Source organism: Ruminiclostridium herbifermentans, from assembly GCF_005473905.2.
Taxonomy (GTDB): Bacteria; Bacillota; Clostridia; order Acetivibrionales; family DSM-1351; genus Ruminiclostridium; species Ruminiclostridium herbifermentans.
The window spans coordinates 2,002,304-2,024,758 of the sequence record NZ_CP061336.1 but is presented as its reverse complement, the minus strand read 5'-3'; the positions used below and the strand labels follow the sequence as shown (position 1 = coordinate 2,024,758).

The 22,455-nt window shown below is 31.4% G+C and carries 18 protein-coding genes and 1 tRNA gene; 1 reads left to right on the top strand and 18 read right to left on the bottom strand.

Annotated features, from left to right (window positions below):
* Positions 1–1,159: 1,159 nt before the first annotated feature.
* From EHE19_RS08465 to EHE19_RS08445, 4 genes are all read right to left on the bottom strand, one after another.
* On the bottom strand, positions 1,160–1,795 hold the full coding sequence (locus EHE19_RS08465) for a SurA N-terminal domain-containing protein (RefSeq protein ID WP_137696354.1): 636 nt from the start codon (positions 1,793–1,795) through the stop codon (positions 1,160–1,162).
* Between the two features lie 1,056 nt (positions 1,796–2,851).
* Positions 2,852–2,938: transfer RNA gene (locus EHE19_RS08455), tRNA-Leu, on the bottom strand.
* A 567-nt stretch (positions 2,939–3,505) separates the two neighbouring features.
* The gene (locus EHE19_RS08450; RefSeq protein WP_137696355.1) at positions 3,506–4,918 is read right to left on the bottom strand and encodes a PH domain-containing protein; all 1,413 of its coding nucleotides are present in this window, start codon (positions 4,916–4,918) and stop codon (positions 3,506–3,508) included.
* Between the two features lie 28 nt (positions 4,919–4,946).
* Positions 4,947–5,432: a PH domain-containing protein gene (locus EHE19_RS08445; protein ID WP_137696356.1), complete on the bottom strand. Its 486-nt coding sequence runs from the start codon at positions 5,430–5,432 to the stop codon at positions 4,947–4,949.
* Between the two features lie 1,057 nt (positions 5,433–6,489).
* On the opposite strand from EHE19_RS08445, the gene EHE19_RS08440 reads away from it, so the two are divergent.
* Positions 6,490–7,851, top strand: a complete 1,362-nt coding sequence (locus tag EHE19_RS08440) for an MATE family efflux transporter (RefSeq protein ID WP_137696357.1) — start codon at positions 6,490–6,492, stop codon at positions 7,849–7,851.
* 175 nt (positions 7,852–8,026) lie between these two features.
* On the opposite strand, the gene EHE19_RS08435 is transcribed toward EHE19_RS08440, so the two are convergent.
* The 14 genes from EHE19_RS08435 to flhA all read right to left on the bottom strand — a co-directional run bounded on the left by EHE19_RS08435 (position 8,027) and on the right by flhA (position 22,446).
* Positions 8,027–8,605 carry an endolytic transglycosylase MltG gene (locus tag EHE19_RS08435; protein ID WP_137696358.1) on the bottom strand — a complete coding sequence of 193 codons (579 nt, stop codon included), beginning with the start codon at positions 8,603–8,605 and terminating at the stop codon, positions 8,027–8,029.
* A 132-nt stretch (positions 8,606–8,737) separates the two neighbouring features.
* Positions 8,738–9,694, bottom strand: a complete 957-nt coding sequence (locus tag EHE19_RS19735) for a hypothetical protein (protein ID WP_244648362.1) — start codon at positions 9,692–9,694, stop codon at positions 8,738–8,740.
* 135 nt (positions 9,695–9,829) lie between these two features.
* Complete coding sequence (locus EHE19_RS08425) at positions 9,830–10,114, bottom strand: hypothetical protein (RefSeq protein ID WP_137696359.1); 285 nt, start codon at positions 10,112–10,114, stop codon at positions 9,830–9,832.
* A 30-nt stretch (positions 10,115–10,144) separates the two neighbouring features.
* Entirely contained in the window at positions 10,145–11,536 is a 1,392-nt protein-coding gene (locus tag EHE19_RS08420; protein ID WP_137696360.1) for a FapA family protein, read from the bottom strand.
* A gap of 413 nt (positions 11,537–11,949) precedes the next feature.
* Complete coding sequence (locus tag EHE19_RS08415; protein WP_137696361.1) at positions 11,950–12,714, bottom strand: FliA/WhiG family RNA polymerase sigma factor; 765 nt, start codon at positions 12,712–12,714, stop codon at positions 11,950–11,952.
* Between the two features lie 24 nt (positions 12,715–12,738).
* Positions 12,739–13,116, bottom strand: a complete 378-nt coding sequence (locus EHE19_RS08410; RefSeq protein WP_137696362.1) for a hypothetical protein — start codon at positions 13,114–13,116, stop codon at positions 12,739–12,741.
* Positions 13,117–13,219: 103 nt separating this feature from the next.
* Positions 13,220–13,708 carry a chemotaxis protein CheD gene (locus EHE19_RS08405; protein ID WP_137696663.1) on the bottom strand — a complete coding sequence of 163 codons (489 nt, stop codon included), beginning with the start codon at positions 13,706–13,708 and terminating at the stop codon, positions 13,220–13,222.
* A 5-nt stretch (positions 13,709–13,713) separates the two neighbouring features.
* A complete protein-coding gene (locus tag EHE19_RS08400) occupies positions 13,714–14,334 on the bottom strand; it encodes a chemotaxis protein CheC (RefSeq protein WP_137696363.1) in 621 nt (206 codons plus the stop codon).
* A gap of 27 nt (positions 14,335–14,361) precedes the next feature.
* Complete coding sequence (locus tag EHE19_RS08395) at positions 14,362–14,808, bottom strand: chemotaxis protein CheW (RefSeq protein WP_137696364.1); 447 nt, start codon at positions 14,806–14,808, stop codon at positions 14,362–14,364.
* A gap of 191 nt (positions 14,809–14,999) precedes the next feature.
* The gene (locus EHE19_RS08390) at positions 15,000–17,069 is read right to left on the bottom strand and encodes a chemotaxis protein CheA (RefSeq protein WP_137696365.1); all 2,070 of its coding nucleotides are present in this window, start codon (positions 17,067–17,069) and stop codon (positions 15,000–15,002) included.
* 1 nt (position 17,070) lies between these two features.
* Positions 17,071–18,138, bottom strand: coding sequence for a protein-glutamate methylesterase/protein-glutamine glutaminase (locus EHE19_RS08385; RefSeq protein WP_137696366.1), 1,068 nt, complete (start codon positions 18,136–18,138; stop codon positions 17,071–17,073).
* A gap of 95 nt (positions 18,139–18,233) precedes the next feature.
* Entirely contained in the window at positions 18,234–19,160 is a 927-nt protein-coding gene (locus EHE19_RS08380) for a MinD/ParA family protein (RefSeq protein ID WP_137696367.1), read from the bottom strand.
* A gap of 42 nt (positions 19,161–19,202) precedes the next feature.
* Complete coding sequence (gene flhF / locus EHE19_RS08375; protein ID WP_137696368.1) at positions 19,203–20,369, bottom strand: flagellar biosynthesis GTPase FlhF; 1,167 nt, start codon at positions 20,367–20,369, stop codon at positions 19,203–19,205.
* A 52-nt stretch (positions 20,370–20,421) separates the two neighbouring features.
* Positions 20,422–22,446, bottom strand: coding sequence for a flagellar biosynthesis protein FlhA (flhA, locus tag EHE19_RS08370; RefSeq protein WP_137696369.1), 2,025 nt, complete (start codon positions 22,444–22,446; stop codon positions 20,422–20,424).
* Between the last annotated feature and the right edge of the window lie 9 nt (positions 22,447–22,455).

The window sequence follows — 22,455 nt, the reverse complement described above, 5'->3', positions numbered from 1 at the left end:
GCTCTTCTCATACCAAATTCCCGTTGAAATTATAGGATTAAATACAGCATCATTGAAAAAATACAGATTTTAAGAATTAGATCAATATTGTGTATGATACAAATATAATATAGAGAATATATTAAGAATCTCAAAAGGTATATACATACTAAGTTTCGACTTTGTATAAAATGATTTTACTATAATAGCGTTGGATTATGCTCCTACTATAATAAAACAGAGAATGCAAATGTACTAGATAAAACTGTGATAATAATTATATCTACTGGTTTATCAAAAATATATCTCATTAAAAGTAACTATCTAGTATACTAAAAGCTTGTTCCACTTTCATTCAAATTCAGCTAAAATAATCAATTTTGTCAATATCAACCACAGAATCATTATAAAACTCATTCATAAAAGGAACATAGTCTGTATGTAATAATAACTTTTAAGCCAAGGTAAGCGGAACATTTTAGTCTTTTCGCTTAATATCCATCCACAATCATAGGAATGAGTAACTAGAACTGAAATATTTTTTATTCTTTTTGGATAATCAGTAATTGCTAATATTTATACATATCCTTTTATTATACATTTAGTTATACGAGGCTGTTTTCTACTTCTTTAGCTGATTATATTTATATTTAATTTATCTCTAATATTTTTAAAACCTATCATTAAAAGTTTATATTTTTCATAATGTTTTTTGGGGATTTTATAGTTTCCTATTATATATTTTCCTAGAGTTATTCCTTCTTTCGATATCCACTTTCAATTTTAATCAGCCTATCATCATTCATTATAAAATAATAACCATCCTCTTTAACAGCTTTAGCAGCATTACCAATATATATTTCAATAGTTCCAATATGTTTGACTTTAACCCTATCTTTATCATTTTTATATTATGTATATTTATAGTCCGAACATCAAAAAAATATATATTTAAATATTTCATCCTGATTGACAACATATTTTACAGAAAACAACACCACAATTACTACTAAACTAAACACATAAAAGAAAAAAGCAAGCGGAGATTTCATTAGTTGCCATACTAACATTTACGTTAAAAATTATTAATAATACCAAACTTGCGTATCTTAGATAGTATTTAAAATCCATTAAATTTTACTCCTTTATGGTAAAATACAAAGCTACTCAATCCACTCCATTACTTAAAATAAGTTTCAACTTTTAATTTACTCTTAGCATTCTTTACTTTTTGATTATAGAAATCATTAAATTTAGTATTTAACTCTTCTTCATCTACTATCTTATTTTCTTTCTTAAAATTTTCCTTTAACGCTTTTTTATACTTTCCACATGTAACTGCTTTTTCATAAGCAGGTATAACAATTTCCCAATATTCATCTTCACTCATACTTAATCCAATAAGATATTCCTTAAATGCTTCATATTGCTGACTATCACTCTTAATTACATCTTGAGCTGTTTTAATAACAGAAGATAATTCACTATCTGAGGCAGAATAGCTTTCTTTTATGGCTAAATCGTATAGAATATTACGTTCTATTATTTTATCAAGTATTTGCTGATCAGACATATCATCTTTGCTATTGCTTAAAAATAGCTTATATGTATCAAACCCTTTTTTAGTTATTTTTTCACCATCTACGGTTGCAACTATATCATCACCGGCGTTTTTTAAGACTTCTGCATGTTTTTTCCCAAAAAGATTAGCAATACTATCATTACTAACAGCATATCCTATACAACAAGCTAAAGTAGCTATTGCAAATATCGTAAAGATTACAAGTACTTTTCTTTTAGTCTTCAATTTTCTCATAATATATAATCACTCCCTATTATAAAATAATATTGAAACCTTCAGCGTTCTTATATCAGGCTTAAATATAAAGGTAAATAAATGACAGCATAAGGAACATAAAAAGTTCAATATGAAGAAGCTGTTATAGTTGAAAACGGGGCAATTTATATAATGAACTTGACATACACACCCATATCTAATTGGTCTCAATATAAATATATTATTTACTAACCAAAATATTTAAACAAATATTCAGCACCATTGTTTTTTTACCAGAATAGTCAAACCATTTTTCTGCCTTTTTCAAGATGTATATTCCAACTAAACCATATACAAAATATAATATCATAACACATAATATTCCTAAAACATAAGGAAATATAGCTACAAAAATTGCAAGCACAGCGAAAATTAAACTACCCATAGATAATGTATCACTTGATCTTACATCAGTTCATATTCAACCATCAAATATAGTTGTTCAATACTTTTACATTGTTTTTTCTTAGAATATAATGATTTCAGCCTAATATTTATGAACTCATCATACGTTATTTTTTAGCCTCCGTGTCAAAATTTATATCATTTGAATCTTTCAGCTTATTATTTGCTAACATGTAAACCTCGCATATGGATTAAATTATAATTCATAATTCTGCATAAAAAGGTATATTCCTTTAAATAAAGCAGATATGCAAAAGATATTATTGATATAACTCCTTTGGGTAGAAACTTTATAGATGTTTGTCTCACATCATTTTAGTTACTTCGTTATTCTTAGAGACCATTAAAGACTTCTCTTAGTAGATACTCTTCCCTAGTATACTTTGTAAACATAATCAGGGTGGGAGATAGAAATTTTGATAATTTAAGACGTATAATTCTACATATCTACAAACAGAGAGCCAATCAGCCATAAAGCAAGAGTTCTCAAATAAATTCAAATTTCAATTTACCGTTCTCTATCAACTATTAACATAGAACCAAATTATTTGCTTCCACTAGATATGTCTACTGCTCATAAAAATAGCAAAAAAACCTGCAACTATTTAGTTACAAGGTTCTCATAAAACTTGGTGGGGATGGTGGGAGTCGAACCCACACGATATCACTATCGGCGGATTTTGAGTCCGCTACGTCTGCCAATTCCATCACATCCCCATATTTAATTGTCAGTGCAAATTCCATTTTAGATACAAACCAGTGCGTCTGCCAATTTCACCAGTTCAGCATGTTAATTCCTGCTGCTTGAATATAATAACACACAAACAATCACAAATCAATACTAAATTTCAAAAATTTTTTTCTCAACCTGATAAAAGCTTACGCTTTTTAGTCAATAAAAAGAAATTCAAGTGCAAAAACATTACCCAAGCGGCATTTTAAGCCTACAAAACCTCCAAAAGATGAAAATTAAGCACAGAGTTATAAGTTTATATAATTATACCATTACGAAGTTTTAGACAGCAGCTTACTTTTGTGAAGTACTTTTTAAATTACTTATGCTTGTTCTTCATAACTACTAATGCATTGTATAAAATGAAAGCTAAAATAATTACATAAAATAAGTTGGTTTACTTACAACAAGCCATCAGTAAACTTAGACTCTGTTCAGCTTTTCATCCATAAGTTGCTAAAAAAATCGCCAAGCCTCCAAATAATAAGTTTGTAAAAATTAAGTGGCTTAAAAAACCATCAGTAATCTTAGACTATGCTCGGCTTTCATTTCTAATACTTCAAAACCCCTTCTAGCAACTCAAACTGATTGATAGGCAGATTCAGCGAGGATATGTTTGCTACTCGCAAAGGAGCAACAAACCCGAGCCTAATTGATACAAAGCCCTTTCTTCTCTTAAATATGCTGCCTGTAGAGGTAATACTTTCTATGCTTTTTGTTTTTATAATAGCTACTCGCTTGCTGAATGCTCCTGATGAAAGCACAATATTGCTCTCCCCTACGCTTATTCCAGCATTGATATACTTTTGTATTGTGTGCGCAACCGAAAATGCTAAAAATACTAAAGCTGCTGCTATTACTATATAATTTTCAATAATTATTGCTGCAGCAACTGCGCATATTACACAAATTACAGCAAATATAAACATAGGACTTATGAAAAAGTATCTTATTGCCTTTCTCTCTGGCTTACAGAGTTTATAATCTAATGAATATTCAGGTAAAACAATATTAACAATTTCTTTAATTTTTTCCTTTTTGGCAATAGGGAAAATAATGGCTTTCTCAGTTCCACCCTCTTCTGACTTATCACCATATCCTATTACTATTACTTCTGCTGAGTAAAGTTTAAAAATTCTCATTAGTAAATTTTGTTTCAGAATGATACCATTTATTTTACTTTTCTGAAGCGAAAAGCTTTTTTTATTCAATAGTCCATATTGTACTTTTAGTGTTTCCTCATCTGCCCAAACGCTGAAAGCATAATATTTTATGACTGCTTTTACAATTGACATTATTACCGCTGTCAAATATACAATAATTATTATTGTAATAATCAAAGCTGCCAATAATGCACCCTCAACCTTACCTTCTATAAATGGGATAATTAAGCTTGATAGAGATCCGACAATAGCAAGTATACTCATAATGTAGGCAGCCTTAGACTGTAAAAGCCCTAGCTTTATAAAATCACTAATTTCCCCTTTAATTGCCGCTAACTCATGTTGTTCATTAGCTGTCTCAATAAAATTGCCAGTAATTATCTTTTTAAATTGAATGGCTTCTTCTTTCTTTAAAGTCAAATTAATCTTAGATTGATTTGCAGCCTCATTTGTTTGACTTGCATTATCCACTTTAATTTTATAAACACCAAATATCTGATACAAGATATTTTGAGAAAGGTCTACAGCGGTAATAGTTGAAAATGGAAGCTCAATTCTCTTTTTATTGAACACACCAGATTCTACTATTAGATGCTCTTGTGTTAAAGTGTAATATGTAAAGAAATAATTAACCAGCTTCGAAATAGGGCTAAGTAAAATAGCCACTACAGGTATCAATGCCTGCGTGTCAAATGTATTTAATAGAAAAGCACTAAAAATAATACTTAACAAAAGTATTGGTATTTCTGATATTTTTTCAAATATAATTAAAAAATGTCCTCGTCTATGCTTAAAATCCAATTTGACCTCCTATGATTAAAAAAGTGAACTATTTCTCGTTATTTTCAAGTCTAATATACAACTTTGATTTTAGCATTTCAGCCATAGCGCTTGCTTCCTCACTTGAAATGCCTTCAATAGCAAAAACTCCACTTGCAGTATGTACATTTATTGTTGAAATACCAAGCCTGCGGTTGATCGGCCCCTGGGATATTGTAATGTGCTGAATTCTTACAATTGGTATAACAGTAATTTTAATTAAAAATATACCATGTCTTATCTCCACTCTATCATCAGAAATAATATATCCCCACTGTCTGTATTCAATTGCTGGATACAGAAAAAGACCTAATAACATATAGCTTAATATTATTCCTGCAACAATATATCCATAAATTAAGTATGCTTCAAGAAATGTCACTCTTGACATAATAATCAGTGCAACAGTTAAAATTAATCCAACAATAACAAGACTAATTAATCTAACAATTCTCCAAGAAATTAAAATTCTACTATCTAGTTTTTGATACTCCATTATTGCCTCCAATATTTAATGTAATCTAGTTGCTTCATTAAATCAACAATAACACAACGATTTATGTATTACACATGCAAGCTTTACTCATACAACTAATTCATGCAATTATTTCTGACACAACTTTCGGACTAAAAGCAGAACCATACTTAAGATTACCAATGTTTAGTAATAACAAACCAACCTATCTTATGAAATAATATATGCCTGTGCAAGCCTTTTCATTTAATAATACTGAAATATATCAACTTATCATATGAAATAATTACTTATCTTTTGATAATGCTGCCACTGATTATAGTACCACAGCTGATATATTGAACTTTAAGCGTATATTCCAATGGGAAGTTTGAGCTTGTAATATCAGCATTTATATATTTTCAAATATATCAAAAAAAACCGTTTTGCCGCCACTGTAATCTAAATACTAGGAAGCTGCAAAATAATGGGTACTATTTGTTTTCTACAATATATATACCATATAATTCATAAAAAATATACTATTCACTTATATTTATTTGGGAAAATGGAATTGTTATTACTATTTAGCAGTTTACTGTTGTAAACACTCATAGGAATCTATTCTAATAGACTGAATAATAGTATTGATTAAACATCCTCTCAATATAATTAATATGGTAAATATGCATTAATTAACCATTATTATGTCCAAAAGGCAAGCTATTTAGAAAAATCTATTCAAATAATATAATTTACGAATTTGACATTTATATGCTTTATTTGATAAAATTATTATTTGTGTGTAATAAGTAATAAATAATATTTCAAATTTAGTGTTCAAACATATCTATTGTTAACTACATAATTCTAATAGATAGACTTATTTCTCAACAACAAAGCATTAGATAATTTGAACAACATAATACTTTACAACAGAAAGTTGGATTATAAAAGTTGCATATTTAGTCGGTGTTAAGCTCTATAAATGAATTTAAGCTTAAAAGCCAATGATTAATATAATCACAATGAGCAATAATTGTGAAAATTGATTAACAACTATAAAATACAATTTGTTTTGATATCCACTGGAGGTTTTATGAAAAAAGAAAGTTTAGGCTTTGAAAAAATGGGCGAAATGCCAATCGGTAGATTATTGGCAAGCATGTCAGCACCCGCTATGTTGTCTATGTTTGTCCAATCACTATATAATATTGTTGATAGCTATTTTGTATCAAAACTAAGTCTCGATGCTTTTCAAGCTGTCTCAATAGCTTTTCCTATGCAGCTTTTGGTTTTTGCTTTTGCAATTGGTGTGGGAATAGGAACAAATTCACTGGTTGCCAGAAAGCTAGGAGAAGGAAAAATTGATGAAGCTTCTGCCACAGCATCAACTGGATTATTTTTGGCATTGATAAATGCTGCCATATTTGCTGTAATAGGATTTTTGTTTTCAGGTTCTTTTATTGCACTGTTTTCGGACAATCCAAATGTTATATCCTTGGGTACAACCTTTCTTACAATAGTAACGGCTTGTTCTGCTGGAATGTTCATTGAAGTTGTTTGTACAAAAACGCTGCAGGCAACAGGAAACATGACAGTACCTATGGTTTCACAGTTAATTGGAGCTATTCTTAACATTATATTAAATCCAATGCTTATTTTTGGATATTTCTTTTTTCCAGAGTTAGGTATAGCCGGTTCAGCCATTGCAACAGTAATTAGTCAGTTTACAGCAATGACCTACGTTATTATTATGCTCAATGTTAAAAAACACGCTATTAAACCAAATTTGCGCGGCCTAAAGATTAAGAAGCAAAATATAATTAACATATATAAAGTAGGTATTCCTACTATCATCATGAACTCTGTTGCTTCTTTTACAACTTCAAGCTTAAACTTCATACTCATGTCATTATCAGAAGCTGCTATTTCAGTACTGGGTATATATTTCAAACTGCAATCCTTCGTATTTATGCCTGTATTTGGATTAACACAAGGTGCTATGCCAATAATGGGATATAATTTTGGCGCAAATAAAAAGAAGCGCTTTGACCGCACTTTGTTTTTGTCTTTATCAGTTGCTTCTGTTATTTTAGTTGTAGGACTAGTAATCTTCCAATTGTTCCCTAGCAGGTTGCTTTCTATATTTGGTCAAGATTCTGAAATAGGAGTTTACGCCCTTAGGGTTATTAGCATATGCTTTATTCCAGCAGCATTTGGTATAATTATTTCGTCAATGTTCCAATCAATTGGACATGGCTTTAAATCACTTATAATGTCACTACTAAGACAAATAATAGTATTATTGCCTTCTGCATATTTTTTAGGTAAACTTTTTGGATTAAAGGGAGTTTGGTTTTGCTATCCAGCTGCCGAAATAGTTTGTGCATTGATATTTACTCCAATAGCACTTAAGGTTATTAAAGATGAGTTTAACGCAAAGAAATATTCTTTATAATAATATTTCGTATACATAGAAGTTCAATTTATATCTTTGTTTGTCTATATCATTGATTATACGATGTGCTTTGTAAACAGTGACAAAATTGAAAAACTCGAAAATGTACTAACATAGTATATTTTCGAGTTAAAATAATATTATACCTCTTTAAATTCTTAAAATTATATAAAACCTATTTAAATTTACAAATGGTTTTAACAATATAGTCTAAATCTTCATTCTTTTTGAATAAATAAGTTCCTGTACGAATTTTTTGAGTAGCTTTATAAGATGCTAAAGCAGCATCAAATTCAGCTTCACTTGTAATAACCCCTTTTTCAAGTAATAACTTTGCCACCTGTTTAGAACCAAATCCCCTTTGTACTGCAATACTGATATTTCTCTCAGCTTCGAGGTTTTCAGATTTTTCAGGCTCTTGCTGATTGTTTGTGCCAGTTTTATCAGCTGCATTGTTTGGTGTTGTAGTTTCATCAGCTTTTTCGCTGGTTGTTGAAGTATTTGATGAAGTTTCATTTGCTGTTTCAGTATTGTTGGAAGTGTTTTTATCAAGAGCTGCCTTTGTGTTATCAGATGTATTATTATTTATAAAAGTAGTGGGCTCAATTAAACCATAAGCCTTAGCTTTGCTAATAATTTCTTCTCTAGTTAATTCCTTTTGAGTACCAGCAGAATAAATCATTCCCGCAATAGATGTAATAATCATCCCTATTCCAATTCCTAATACAATACTCTTCTCATGTAGTCTTCTCATCTTTTTCTCCATGCTTTATAATCATCAACAAAATTGTATAAATTTTTTTAATTTTGGTAGCAGTAATTTTCAAAATGCCATTTCTATATTAATAAGTCCTATATAATAAAGACGATGGTTATTCTATTTTTATTATTTGCTTAATCCTCTAATAAGCCTAACCTCACCTTTACCTACTTTTAATTTCTCAGAAATTTCATCATCACTCATGCCAATTTCTATCAACTGCAAAACCTCTCCCCTTTTCCCACTAAGAGTAAGTCTTGACTTTTTCTGATTTTCTATTTCATGATTTTCTGGTTCTTTTCCATTATTCATTGAATCATCAGGCGCTTTTTGAGTTTCTTCAATATTAACCTCAGTTAAATACTTATCGTCTGTTATTCTATTATCCTTAGATATCTCTTCCTCTTGGGCTAATTCTGAATACTTTTTAAATCCATTTTTGTCTTTATTTTTGTCTCTGTTATTATCAAAATTGTCCTTAACAAGCTTATCCGATTTTTGAGGTTCATAAACTACACTACTCATATTCAGCTCAAAATCTTCATTTTGAGAAAATTTGTCCTTATTTTGCAAGCCTGAATTCTTATATTTCAGTACTGCATTTTTTGTGTTAATAGGAACAGTAACCTTTTGTGGTTCTGTTTCTTCTATATGATTTGCGTAATCTACACCATTATCTGAATCTTCATCTTCAACAAGCGTATTTTCAGTTAACACTTCCTGCTTAGCACTTTTCTGATTATCTAGTAAAAGTTGCTCCCCCTTTGTTTGAGGTGGCAACTCTCTTATATCCTCTTTTACATCTTCAATTGCTATCTGTGGTTTCTGAACTTTGAGATTAGCGTTTTTACTAAAGAATTCCTTATTTTTTTCTTCTATAACTGTTACAACATAATCAGACATCTTATTTAGCTCTTGTATCATTTCTTCAGAATCTTGAATCAAGTTAAACATTTCATCCTTTTTTCTGTCAAACTCTTTAAAAAAGTCTTTTCCGTTAACTTTATCCATTATAATGAAAAACAGAGCTGCAATTACCAATATACTTCCTATAAATATAATACTTACATAAAATGCTTCCATACTCACCTCAAGTTATTAATCAATATTAGCATTTTAATATCGAACTAAAATTGCATTAGTAATAATAGCATTAAAGGTTTTTAAATGCTTAACCCCTTCACTATGTATAAAAGGAATTAAAAGCTTCCCAAAAAACTATATCTTTATATCAATGGTTGGCATGTTCTCTGGCTTTTTTTGCTTTTTATTTTTTTCCTTTTGCTGCTTTGACTTATCGTTTTCGTCTTTTCTTTCTATGCGACCCCCATGCACATTTTCACGGGCAACCACTTGTTTTAAGCTATTATCTATTTTATCTCTATTTTGCTCAGCTAATTGCTGATTTATAGCATGATTCTTGTTTGTCTCATCACTATATGTTTTTGCTAATTCAGATGATTTAGGATACATTACTTGAAAATCCACGGGCCTAATTGACATCTGATCGCCTCCTATCCATTAAACAATAGACTATTTGTCAATTGCTCCAACACGTATATCTGCACCATCTCTGTACAAAGTACAATATTGAAGATTTTCCTTTACATACATAACACAAGTTCCAATAGTAACCTTTACACCAGGATATATGAAGCTTGTTCCACGGATTTTTCCATCTCCATCCTGTTTAAGTTTTTCTTCTAGCCATTCAATTTCTTTTTTAAGTTCTTCTATTCTAGATGATAGGTAAATTTTAGTTCTTACACTTTTTGTTAGGATTTCTTTTTTTTCAGGTGTAAGTGCACCAGCAGCTTCAAGCTTTTTCAATAAAGCTATTGCTTGCTCTGCTTTTTTAATATCACTTTCACTTGCTGCCATTTCTTCTTTTGCTCTCTTATAATCCTCTCTTATTGTAGGATCAATACCAACCTCAAGATCTGTTGGTGTTGCCATATGTGAGCCAATTACTTTTGCAATAATCATTTTACCTACTTTACAAGTACCACCAACAAGTAATCCTTTTCTTCCAGTTAACTCCAATTTATTTCCACACTTTACATTACTATGGAGAACTGCTTCAGATTGTATATTATTTTTTGCTTCTACATTGCAATATTCAATATATCTGGCAACAATATCTCCACCAGCAATAAGTTTACCCTTTCCCATTCCTTGCATACCTCTTCTGAGGATTATATTTCCACCAGCTTTGATTGTAGCTCCTTCAACAACACCATAAACCTCAACATTGCCACCAGCTTCAACGGAAAAACCAGATAAAACATTTCCTTTAATTGTTACGCTACCAACAAAATTAATATTTCCAGTGGAATTATCTACATCAGCAGGAACTTCATGATTAGTGTAAACACTAACCTTTGTTGCATCTAAATATTCTACTTCGCCATCAGTTGTAGCGTATAAAGACTTTCCGTCTTCTGAAACAGCTACATTCTTACCTCTTGGCAGTACAGCAGGTTTTCCATTAACACCAATTAAAACCTTTCCTTTAACAGTCATTCCATTAGAACCCATTATTGCAGGCTCTAGTGTACAAAGAATCTGTCCTTTTTTTACCATTTGAATCAGATTTAATTCCCTGTAATTAATCCTTCCATCCTCTAATATAGTTGGTGTATTAGTAACTGTAGTATTAAAATGATACTTTACTTCACCATTTTTCCCATGTTTAGGTGCAACACCTTCGGCTACACAAAATGGTTCATTATATATTGGATTTTCAGCATATTGTTCTAATACTTGTTCATTTATACCATAAGTAACTCTTTGAAGAGCAAGCGCCCTAAGCATATCATCCTTACTAACTTTAGAATTTCCATCACCCTTATATAGTGTTATATATGCTTTTAACTCATCAGGTGAAACACTAACTAATATCTTTAAGTCATCCTGTCCTGCCATATAAACCTCCCACGCCTACTTTCAGCAAAATATATAATGAAACTATCAGTGGATAACCTCTCCCCCGCAGAGATACGCCTCCTCTTAAACAGTTCTATTCCAAAACACAACATCAAAATCCACTGTAGCTGTCTTTGCTACTTCAAAGCACTTTTATTATCACAAATCAAATATGCACCATGTTAGTATAAAAATTACTTATGCTACCCAAAAAAAACTTATAAATTTCTTCTTCTCAAAACTTAACTATATTAATTAGCACAACCATCACCTAAACCGTCAAAAACACTTGTGTTTTTTTGTAAATCGAAAATGCACCATGTAATGACAATATCTCTCATCAATCAAAAAACAAATTATGGGTTTTTGCTGCTCGAAAACATAACCATGTTTTCACAAACTTTTGTTTCGAGCTAGGATTCCAACATAATTCTATGTCTAAACAATTTACCACGCATTCTCAGTAAAGCCTTAGTGTGTAACTGTGATATTCTGGATTCTGTTACATTCATTATTGCACTTATTTCTTTTAAAGTTAATTCTTCAAAATAATAAAATGTAATTACCGCTTTCTCCTTTTCTGGCAACTTGTCAATAGCATCAATAAGAATTTCCTTTATTTCAACACTCTCTAATGCAGCTTCTGGCTTATCGTCAGTACTATCACTTACTATCTCTAAACCTCTTTCATAGTTCTGTTCCATAAATTCTTCTAGAGACATCATTGATGAAACATTGACATCATTCAAAAGCTTGTAAAATTCTTCCATGCTTATACCCAATTTATCAGCAACTTCTTTATCTGTAGCTGAATGACCAACTTCATTTTCTATTTCGGCATAAACTTTTTCAAGTTCCTTGTTCTTTTGTCTTAATGACCGTGGAACCCAATCTAAATCACGAATACTATCTATAATAGAGCCTCTTATTCTAACAGAAGCATAAGTTTCAAACTTAACACCTTTTGAAATGTCGAATTTTTCTATAGCATCAATAAGACCAAATGCTCCATAACCAACCAAATCATCAAATTCAACATTTGATCCAAAGTATATGCTTAGTCTTCCAGCTACATATTTGATTAGATATGCATACTGAACTATAAGCTCATCCTTTAAAGCTGGATCTCTAGTTTTTGTATATTGCTTCCAAAGCTGATTATTATTTACACCTGGCATCTAAATCCCCCAATGCTTATTGTATTATTCTTTCATCTTTGTTTTAACTGCTTGTGATAAGTCAAATGGAGTAAAGCCATCATCAATTTCTTCCTCCGTAGATAAATCAAGCGTATTTCCTAAATGTTCTGGCTTTTTTACTTTTGCAGAAGCTTTTGCCTTTTCAAACATTTCTTCTTCCTCTTTCTTTTTTTCAGCTTCAAGTTTCTGCTTATTCTGCTCTTCAACAATACTGATTATTGTTTTACTAACCAATAATCCTATGATATAAAAAATTATCATAGCAAAAATCATTCTAACACATGTTTTATTAGTTCCAGCATTATTAACTATACTGATAGCACCTGTTATAATTGATGCTAAAATAGCTAGTAGAAAAGGGATTTTCATTATTGTCTCCATTCTTACCTCTTTCATAGATAAATATTAAGTAAAAATAATTAAATATTTTCTATAGTAATTAAAGAAATATTTCAAAGTTAGCTGTATATCATTAACTATAAAATTATATTTGCTTAATACCAAAGCCAATAGTCTTAATCATTAGTCTGCCATCATCGGAATAAAGTTCAATAGTTCTACCATAATTTCCTCCAGTATCTTCAGAAATTATTGGAATATTCAACTCAGCTAATTTTTCTTTAGAGGCAACAACATTTCTATAGCCAATCCTCATTAAGTCAGATCCTCCATTAAATACGAACATCTGCGCCCCACCAGCAAGCTTTGCCACAATTCTTTCCCTTTTTGCTCCCAATTTTACCATATCATCAACAAGTTTTACAATAGCCGTGTCAGCAAATTTTGCAATGTTACTATTATTTTTTGCCTGCTCACTGCTGGGCAACATTACATGAGCTAAACCACTTATTTTTGTTTTGGGATCATACAATGCAACTCCAACACAAGAACCAAGTCCAAGTGTTGTAATCATACATGGATGAAGTGCCGAATTTAAGTCAGCCATACCTACTTTAACTACATCAATATCAATATCCATTATTCTATAACTCCCAATGCTTTTAATAATACCTCATATGAATCAACATCAGGTATTAATAGAAAGTCTCCGAATACTTTTGTAATTCCCTCACTAAATTCTGTTTCTATATATAAAACTGAATCCCCAATTTTACCAAACTCTATAGCAGGTACACTTAAAATTGCTCCTGCCATATCAATAGCTAGTTCTGGTACAGAGGGCAGTATTTTGAGATTTGTCAATCCTGCCAATGCTGATAAATATGACGCTGTCAAAATATTACCAATTTCTTTAAGAGCTGATAATTCAAGTTCATCAAATTCTAAACTTGTTGAAACTTTGTTTCCAAAAAGTATATTTACAAGTTGTCTAGCAGCATGAATATCCATAGTAAACATCATACTACCTGTTATATCACCAGTTACATTTAATAATATACCAACAACCAGCATTTCTTCCCCACCCAAAATCTGGGTAACCTTATCAAAGCCTAATATATTAGCCTTTGGAACTGCCATATCAACTCTTTTATCTAACATTTTTGCTAAAGATGTAACTGCATTACCTGCACCTATATTTCCTATCTCCTTAAGTACATCTAGTTGCAAATGGTTTAATTCATCAAAACTAATCGCCATTACTTATACCTCATATATAAATTTTAATCAAAGTTTCACTAATTTTTCAAAATTTAATAAAGTTACTATTTCTCCATCGACCTTGCCAATGCCAAGAATATAGTCTGAATCAGCACTATTTATCAAAGTTGAAGCGCTCTCTATTGAGTCACTAGTCAATTGAATTGTTTGAAGTACCTGATCAACAACAACACCAATTGATATTTCTTCTAATTTAAGAATAATTATTCTAGTTTCTTCTGTTTCTTCTGTTGGTGGAAGATTGAACTTAGCTCTCAAGTCCATTACTGGAATAATATCTCCTCTTAAATTTATTACCCCCTTGACAAAATTTGGGGTTTTAGGAACCCTTGTTATGGCTTTCATTCTGTCAATTGTTGTTATTTTAAGAGAATCAATTCCAAATCGTTCGTCTCCTAAACTAAATACGATAAATTGCTTTGTTTCAAATTCATGAACCTGTTCATCTGACATAATAACCTCCTACTCCCACTTTGGGCTCAAAAAATTTGTAATAATCTCAGTAGAAAAATACTTCTCAACAGAGGTATCGGCTACTTGCAGAATCATCCAAAGTAAACTAACTAGCCATTCTCCCTCTTTTAATTAAAAACAATAGTTTAATTTCATTTAAGAAAGCATTAATAAATTTATATATTTATCAACTAAGTTATTGAATTTACATCAATTATCAGTGCAACACTTCCGTCACCAAGAATTGTTGCTCCTGCAAAATATTTAATTCCTGATAAAAGCTTTCCAAGTGATTTTATAACAATTTCCTGTTGTCCAATTACACTATCTACAACCAATCCTGTTAACTTTTCACCTTTTCTGACAATTACTATCTTTAGCTGCTTTTTATCTTTACTATCTGATTGAGGAATATCTAAAGTATCTGCAAGCCTTGTTATAGGAACAACCATATTTCTAAGTAGGATTATTTCTTGTCCCTGTACTGTCTTAACCTCATCTGCTGACCAATTATATATTTGGTAAATCGAACCTAAAGGAATAAAGTATTTCTCATTTCCTACATTTACAAGCAATGCCTGATAAATAGCAAGTGTTAGAGGTAGTTTAATTATGAAACGGCTTCCTTTATCTTTTTGACTCTCAACCTCAACTGTTCCTCCAACCTGCTCGATCTTAGTCTTTACAACATCAAGTCCTACTCCTCTTCCTGAAAGGCCTGTAACCTTATCTGCAGTACTGAAGCTTGGTCTGAATAATAATTCTATGGCTTCTTGTTGAGTCATATTCAATGCTTCTTCTTTAGTGATTATTCCTTTTTCAATAGCCTTAGCTTTTGTCTTTTCAGTGTTTATACCAGAACCATCATCAGCTACCTCAATAATTACATTGTTTCCTGATTGATAAGCAGTAAGATTTATTGTACCAACTTCAGGTTTCCCAAGTTCTCTTCTTCTTTCTTTTGATTCAAGTCCATGGTCACAAGAGTTTCTAAGCATGTGAATTAGTGGATCTCCAATCTCATCTATAACTGTTCTATCAAGTTCTGTTTCCTCACCTGACATTATTAGCTGAATGTCTTTTCCCAAATCCTTTGCAATATCTCTAACCATTCTTGGGAATCTATTAAATACTGTTTCTACAGGAACCATTCTAACCTTCATAACAGCGTCATTTAAATTTGTTGTAACCCTCTCAAGATACTCTATTGTCTCTCGATACTCTTGTTGGTTAGAAGTAATATCTGCTTCCTCTAATCTGGTTTTAGTTATTATTAATTCTCCAACTAAATTCATCAGTACATCTAGTCTGTCAATATCAACTCTTACTGTTCTCTGAGTCTTTTTATGAGCAATGTTTTGCTTTGCAGCTTCATGGATATTTTCTTCTTTTGCAACTACTTTTTCAATTTTCTCTATTTTTTCAGGTACTTTAGCTTCTATTTTATTCTCAGTTTCTGCATCCTTAGCATCTACATTAAATTTGCTTAAGTAACTTGCTAAAACTTCTTCAACTTCAGCGATTGAATTTATTTCATTTAAAAATAGCTGCTTATCTTCTTTAGTTAATACAACAACTGTAAATTCAGAATCAAATTTTTCATCTTCTATATCCTGAACAACTGGCTGAGCTTTAACAATCTCACCGTATTTCTCTAAAGTCTGGAATATAACAAAAGCTCTAGCGGCCTTTAATAAACAGCCTTTATTAAGAGCAACTGTTATCTTAACAGCGTGCATGCCCATATCAATTGCTTTATTTACTGCACTTTTTTCAAATTCATCAAATACAAGCTTTTCAGTTATGTATTTGGCACTGACATCTGATGATTTACTGTCATTATTCATTGTATTCACAGGAGTTGCGCTAATGGTACCTTTATTTTCCAAAATAGACTTAAGTGAAGCCATAATATCGGTATATTCTTTGTCACCTTCCCCACTAGTTGCAACAATAGTACTTACATAGTTTTCTAGAGCATCAAGGCATTTAAACAAAATATCAACAAGGTCTGATGTAACAGCAATTTCACTATTTCTGATAGCTTGCAATACATTTTCCATATCATGGGTCAACTTAGTCATTTTTGTAAAACCCATTGTACCTGCCATGCCCTTAATTGTATGTGCAACCCTAAATATCTCATTTAGAACATCTTTATCCTCTGGATCTCTTTCAAGCTGCAAAAGAGATTGGTTTAAACTTTGCACATGTTCATTAGATTCTTCAATAAATATTTGTAAATACTGAGTCATATCCATACTAACGCACCTCCAAGAATTGAATAATTTCGTCTGTAATCTTACTAAGCGATACTACCTTATCTACTGCTCCTGTCTGAAATGCCATCTTTGGCATTCCATAAACCACACATGATTCCTCATCTTGAGCTATAATAAACCCTTTGTTAATTTCTTTTAATTTCTTAACACCAATACTACCATCAGACCCCATTCCTGTTAATATTACACCTATTATATTCTTAAACCCTGTATCAGAAAGTGAGGTCATCATTACATCTACTGATGGTCTATGTCCACCAACAGGCGGAGATTTATCAAGATTAATTAATATATCACCGTTAGCACTAGTTTCTAACAGCATATGATAATCACCTGGCGCTATATAAACATGACCAGCCAATAACTTTTCTTTATTTGTAGCTTCCCTTACCACCACTTTGCTTTTTGCGTCAAGCCTTTCAGCTAAAGTATTTGTAAAACCGGGAGGCATATGCTGTACTACTAAAACAGCTGCTGGTAAATTCTCCGGCAGATACGGTATAATACTCTGTAAAGCTTTCGGTCCTCCAGTTGAGCATCCGATAGCAATAATATATTTTAATGTAGCATTACTCTTAACAGCTTTATCACTAATATAGCTATTGTGAATTTTATAGTTCTTTTTACCATAATTATGTGCTACTGTAATTTTCTCAATTATCTCATTGCGTACCTTTTCATTTTTAATATCAAATATATTCTTGGGCTTAGCAATAAAATCAACTGCTCCCTCATCTAATGCCTTAATAGTCAACTCTGCTCCATAGCTTGTCCCACTGCTTATCATTATCACAGGCTTTGGAGATTTATTCATAATCTCTTTCAGACAATTAATACCATCCATAACTGGCATCTCAACATCTAAAGTAATGACATCTGGATTCAGTAAATCAATCTTGTTAAGCGCATCTTTTCCGTCTGTTGCTGTTCCAATAACAGTAAGAGAAATATCAGATTCTATTATATCTGACAGCACTTTTCTCATAAATGCAGAGTCATCTACAACTAATACCTTTATTGCATTACTTTTCTTTTTATTAAAATCCATATTTACCTCAGCTCTAATAAAAGTAATGTTTTACGATTTTTCGACACATTTTTCTGATATTCGCGTTTTTTATCTAATAATAGTATATCACTATGTCAATTAGTAAACAAGCCAACAAATCTATTAATAAATCCCTTTATACCAGGTTGTACAAAATTTGTATGTTCTGTATTATTTTTTATAAATACATCTGCAATATCATTAATCATTTTACTGGTATTACTTTTGGGATAATTGAGTATATAAGGTTTTTGCATCTTTACAGACTTTGTAAAGGAATGATCGTATGGTAAATAACCTATCGAATTCAGTTTCATTGACAAAAACCTTTCTGATACTGTTGAAAAATTATTATATACATTTTTTGCTTCAATTTCACTGTCTGCTCTATTTATTAGGACATTTATATTGCAGTCTTTCTTTAACCTCGCTACAGTTTTTACAACAGCATATGCATCTGTAATTGATGTTGGCTCGGGTGTAACAACTAGTATTACCTCTTCCGCAGATATTACGAAATCCATAACTGTATCTGAAAGCCCAGCTCCTGTATCAACCAGAATAAAGTCTGCAATATGATCTAACAACGACATATTTGCTATAAAGTTTTCTAATGAATTCTTATCAAGGTGTATTAATTCTTGAACACCTGAACCTCCAGAAATAAACTTAATATTATTAGGTCCTTCACATAATATATCTAATATTCCCTTGTTGCAATTAATTAAATCAAGTAATGAATATTTGGGAACTATTCCAAAAACTACATCTATATTAGATAATCCTAAATCAGCATCTATAATAACAACTCTATAACCTTTCTGACTTAATGCAATAGCAAGGTTTACAGTAACGCTTGTTTTTCCAACCCCACCTTTACCACTTGTAACAGTAATTACCTTTGCATGACCTGCAGCATTTGCCGCAGGAAACAAATGATTGACTTTCTGAGAAGAGCTGCCGTTAGATGATTCTCTCTTTTTATTAACAATGTCTCTTAACTTCTCAGCTTGATCTATCATAATAACCTCCACGCTCCATTTAGGTACAAATTATACTCAATATTAATTATTATTTCCCAATAAATTTTTTGATAGCTTATCAACATTTACAATTTCAATATCGTCTGGAACATTTTGTCCATTTGTTATATATGAAAGGTTTTTATTTGAAAAACACTTTGTATTAAGTATACTTCCGTAAGCCGAAGTCTCATCAACCTTTGTAAAAATAAGCTTATAATTCGGAATAAAACTATAGTTTCTAATAATATCCTTTAAATTTCTTGAACTAGCCGTTGTACTTAATACCAAAAAAATATCATCCGCATCGCATTTCTCAATCAAAGTTTTGAGTTCATCAAATTTTTGTTTATCTTTGTAGCTGCATCCAGCTGTATCAATTAATATAACATCCTTATCACTATATTTGTCTATCTCATTCTGAATCTCAGTTACTGAATATGCTACTGTTATGGGAATTCCTAATATTTCAGCATATGTCTTAAGCTGTTCTACTGCAGATATTCTATAAGTATCTGCTGTAATTAGCCCTATATCCTTATTTTCTTCCAGCATAAATGAAGCAGCCAGCTTTGCCAATGTTGTGGTCTTACCCACCCCTGTTGGTCCAACAAAAAGTATAACCGTTGGTTTTCCATCTGTTCTAAAATTAATTGGTTCTGACTTACCCAATAAGGAAGAAATAACTGAATGCATTACAAGGGTTGCATCATTTATATCTCTAGGATTACTTCGCTTTTCCACCTCAGCAATAATTTCTCTTGCTATCTCTTGTTCAACTTCATTTTTTATAAGATTATTATATAATAGCTGAAAAATCTGTGGTAATTTTTCTTCTTCATTTTTGTAATTTTTACTATTTTTTGTATCCGGATTGACAGCCTCCATTATTTTATCTAATACTTTTTCAATATTACTTACTTTATTCTCTAACTCTGCAAAATTTCCCTCTTTTTGTGACAAATTAGTTTGAGATAAATTTGTAGTATCAGCAACAGGTGTTATTTTTGTTAACTCTCGTTCTTTTATTTTACTAGAATCATCATCAATAGCTGCCATTACTTCAATCATCGGACTAGTAAAATACTTTTTTATACCCTTTTGCCTTACCTTTTTTGTATTTAATATAATTGCATTATTCCCAAGGTCCATTTTTACCTTTAATAATGCTTCTTGAGTATTCTTACCCATATAACGCTTAATTTTCATAGATTAGCCTCCATAAGTAATTCTCAAAAATATGTCCCCAATAGTTGTTATTTTATACACTCACAGTGCCTACAGATTTTATTTCTACTGACGAATCAATTTCATTATAGGATAAAACTACCAATCCAGGTATTACATTTTCTGTAAGCTTCTTAACATATAATCTTACTATTGGCGATGCTAGTACAATTGGCTGGCTACCAAGCTTCAATAGCTTCTGAACATTTTTTGATAAATTATTTATAATTGTATTTGATACAGCAGGATCCAAGGCTAAATATGAACCAAATTCTGTTTTTTGTATTGAATCCAATATCATTTGTTCTACCTTTGGATCTATTGTAATTACATTTGAATCCTCATTAAAGAACTTCTGAGATATAGATCTTCCAAGAGCCTGTCTAACATATTCAGTAAGCATATCAACATCATGAGTCATTGGTGAATAATCGGCCAAAGTTTCCATTATAGTAACCATATCTCTAATAGAAACACCCTCTTTTAATAAGTTTGCCAGTACTTTTTGTATTTCGCCTATACTCATTAATTTTGGCACTAACTCATCAACAATAGCAGGATAGCTTTGCTTTAAATTGTCAACAAGTGTTTGAACTTCTTGTCTGCCTAACAATTCATGTGAATACTTTTTGATAACTTCTGTTAAATGAGTAGCAATTATTGATGGAGGATCAACAACTGTATACCCAAGCATCTCTGCCTTATCTCTTTGTGACTCTTGAATCCAAATAGCTGGTAGTCCAAATGCAGGTTCAGTTGTTTTTATACCTTCTAACTCCTCTTCTGCTCCACTAGAATTCATTGCCATAAAGTAATCAAATAACAATTCACCACTTGCTACCTCTGTACCTTTAATCTTTATAATATACTCATTTGGGCCTATCTGAATATTATCTCTTAACCTGATAACAGGAACAAGCATACCTAATTCAAGCGCTAATTGCCTTCTAATTAAAACAACCCTGTCTAATAAATCTCCACCCTGATTTGCATCAGCTAAAGGAATTATTCCATATCCGAACTCTAATTCTATAGGGTCTACCTGTAAAAGGCTTACCACGTTTTCTGGCTTTCTAATTTCATCAACTTCACTTTCCTGTATCTGTACCTCTTCTTCTATAACAGCTTCCTTCTGTAGCTGCTTTTGCTTAGTAGCTATAAAAAACAAGGCTATTGAAAGAATAATAAATGGTATTGGTGTAAAGAAGGGTGCCATAGCTAAACTAATCACTGCTGCAATATATAGAACCTTTGGGTTATAAAATAATTGCTTAACAAAATCAGTACTTAGTTCTGAATCAGCTCCTGCTCTAGTCACAATAAAGCTGGTTGCAACTGACAGCATAAGAGCAGGTATCTGGCTAACAAGACCATCTCCAATTGTTAAAATGGTATAGTTTGAAAGAGCTTCTCCAATAGGTTCGCCCCTCATTACTACACCAATTATCAAACCACCTGCAATATTAATAATAGTAATAATAATTCCAGCAATCGCATCGTTTTTTACGAATTTACTAGCACCATCCATTGAGCCATAAAAATCTGCTTCTCTTTGAACTTTTTTTCTACGTTCCTTAGCTTCGGCCTCACTTATTAATCCAGTATTTAAGTCTGCATCAATTGCCATCTGCTTACCAGGCATAGCATCCAAAGTAAATCTTGCAGCAACTTCTGCAACTCTTTCAGAACCTTTTGTAATTACAAGGAAATTAACAAGCATAATTATAATATATACAACAAAGCCAACAACCAAATTGTTTCTGCCCACCATATATCCAAAGCCTCTGATAACGTCTCCAGCATGTCCTTCCGCTAAAATAAGCTTTGTTGCAGTTACATTTAATGAAAGCCTGTATATTGTTGTAATTACAAGTAGCGTTGGAAAAATTGATAAATCAAGTGCTGTTTTGAGATATATAGTATTCAACATTATAACAGCAGCAAGAACTATATTAAATGCTAACAGTAAGTCTAGCAGAAATGCCGGAATTGGCAAAATAAGATTTAAAATAGAAAGTATTACAACAAGTGGTATAAATAAAGTATTTATTTTCGCCATTTTTCGGCC

Excerpts from the sequence above, each read along its gene's own strand:
- EHE19_RS08465 (WP_137696354.1), bottom strand. The coding sequence starts at position 1,795 with ATGAGAAAATTGAAGACTAAAAGAAAAGTACTTGTAATCTTTACGATA.
- EHE19_RS08445 (WP_137696356.1), bottom strand. The coding sequence starts at position 5,432 with ATGGAGTATCAAAAACTAGATAGTAGAATTTTAATTTCTTGGAGAATT.
- EHE19_RS08440 (WP_137696357.1), top strand. The coding sequence starts at position 6,490 with ATGAAAAAAGAAAGTTTAGGCTTTGAAAAAATGGGCGAAATGCCAATC.
- EHE19_RS08435 (WP_137696358.1), bottom strand. The coding sequence starts at position 8,605 with ATGAGAAGACTACATGAGAAGAGTATTGTATTAGGAATTGGAATAGGG.
- EHE19_RS19735 (WP_244648362.1), bottom strand. The coding sequence starts at position 9,694 with ATGGAAGCATTTTATGTAAGTATTATATTTATAGGAAGTATATTGGTA.
- EHE19_RS08425 (WP_137696359.1), bottom strand. The coding sequence starts at position 10,114 with ATGTCAATTAGGCCCGTGGATTTTCAAGTAATGTATCCTAAATCATCT.
- EHE19_RS08420 (WP_137696360.1), bottom strand. The coding sequence starts at position 11,536 with ATGGCAGGACAGGATGACTTAAAGATATTAGTTAGTGTTTCACCTGAT.
- EHE19_RS08415 (WP_137696361.1), bottom strand. The coding sequence starts at position 12,714 with ATGCCAGGTGTAAATAATAATCAGCTTTGGAAGCAATATACAAAAACT.
- EHE19_RS08410 (WP_137696362.1), bottom strand. The coding sequence starts at position 13,116 with ATGGAGACAATAATGAAAATCCCTTTTCTACTAGCTATTTTAGCATCA.
- EHE19_RS08400 (WP_137696363.1), bottom strand. The coding sequence starts at position 14,334 with ATGGCGATTAGTTTTGATGAATTAAACCATTTGCAACTAGATGTACTT.
- EHE19_RS08395 (WP_137696364.1), bottom strand. The coding sequence starts at position 14,808 with ATGTCAGATGAACAGGTTCATGAATTTGAAACAAAGCAATTTATCGTA.
- EHE19_RS08390 (WP_137696365.1), bottom strand. The coding sequence starts at position 17,069 with ATGGATATGACTCAGTATTTACAAATATTTATTGAAGAATCTAATGAA.
- EHE19_RS08385 (WP_137696366.1), bottom strand. The coding sequence starts at position 18,138 with ATGGATTTTAATAAAAAGAAAAGTAATGCAATAAAGGTATTAGTTGTA.
- EHE19_RS08380 (WP_137696367.1), bottom strand. The coding sequence starts at position 19,160 with ATGATAGATCAAGCTGAGAAGTTAAGAGACATTGTTAATAAAAAGAGA.
- flhF (WP_137696368.1), bottom strand. The coding sequence starts at position 20,369 with ATGAAAATTAAGCGTTATATGGGTAAGAATACTCAAGAAGCATTATTA.
- flhA (WP_137696369.1), bottom strand. The coding sequence starts at position 22,446 with ATGGCGAAAATAAATACTTTATTTATACCACTTGTTGTAATACTTTCT.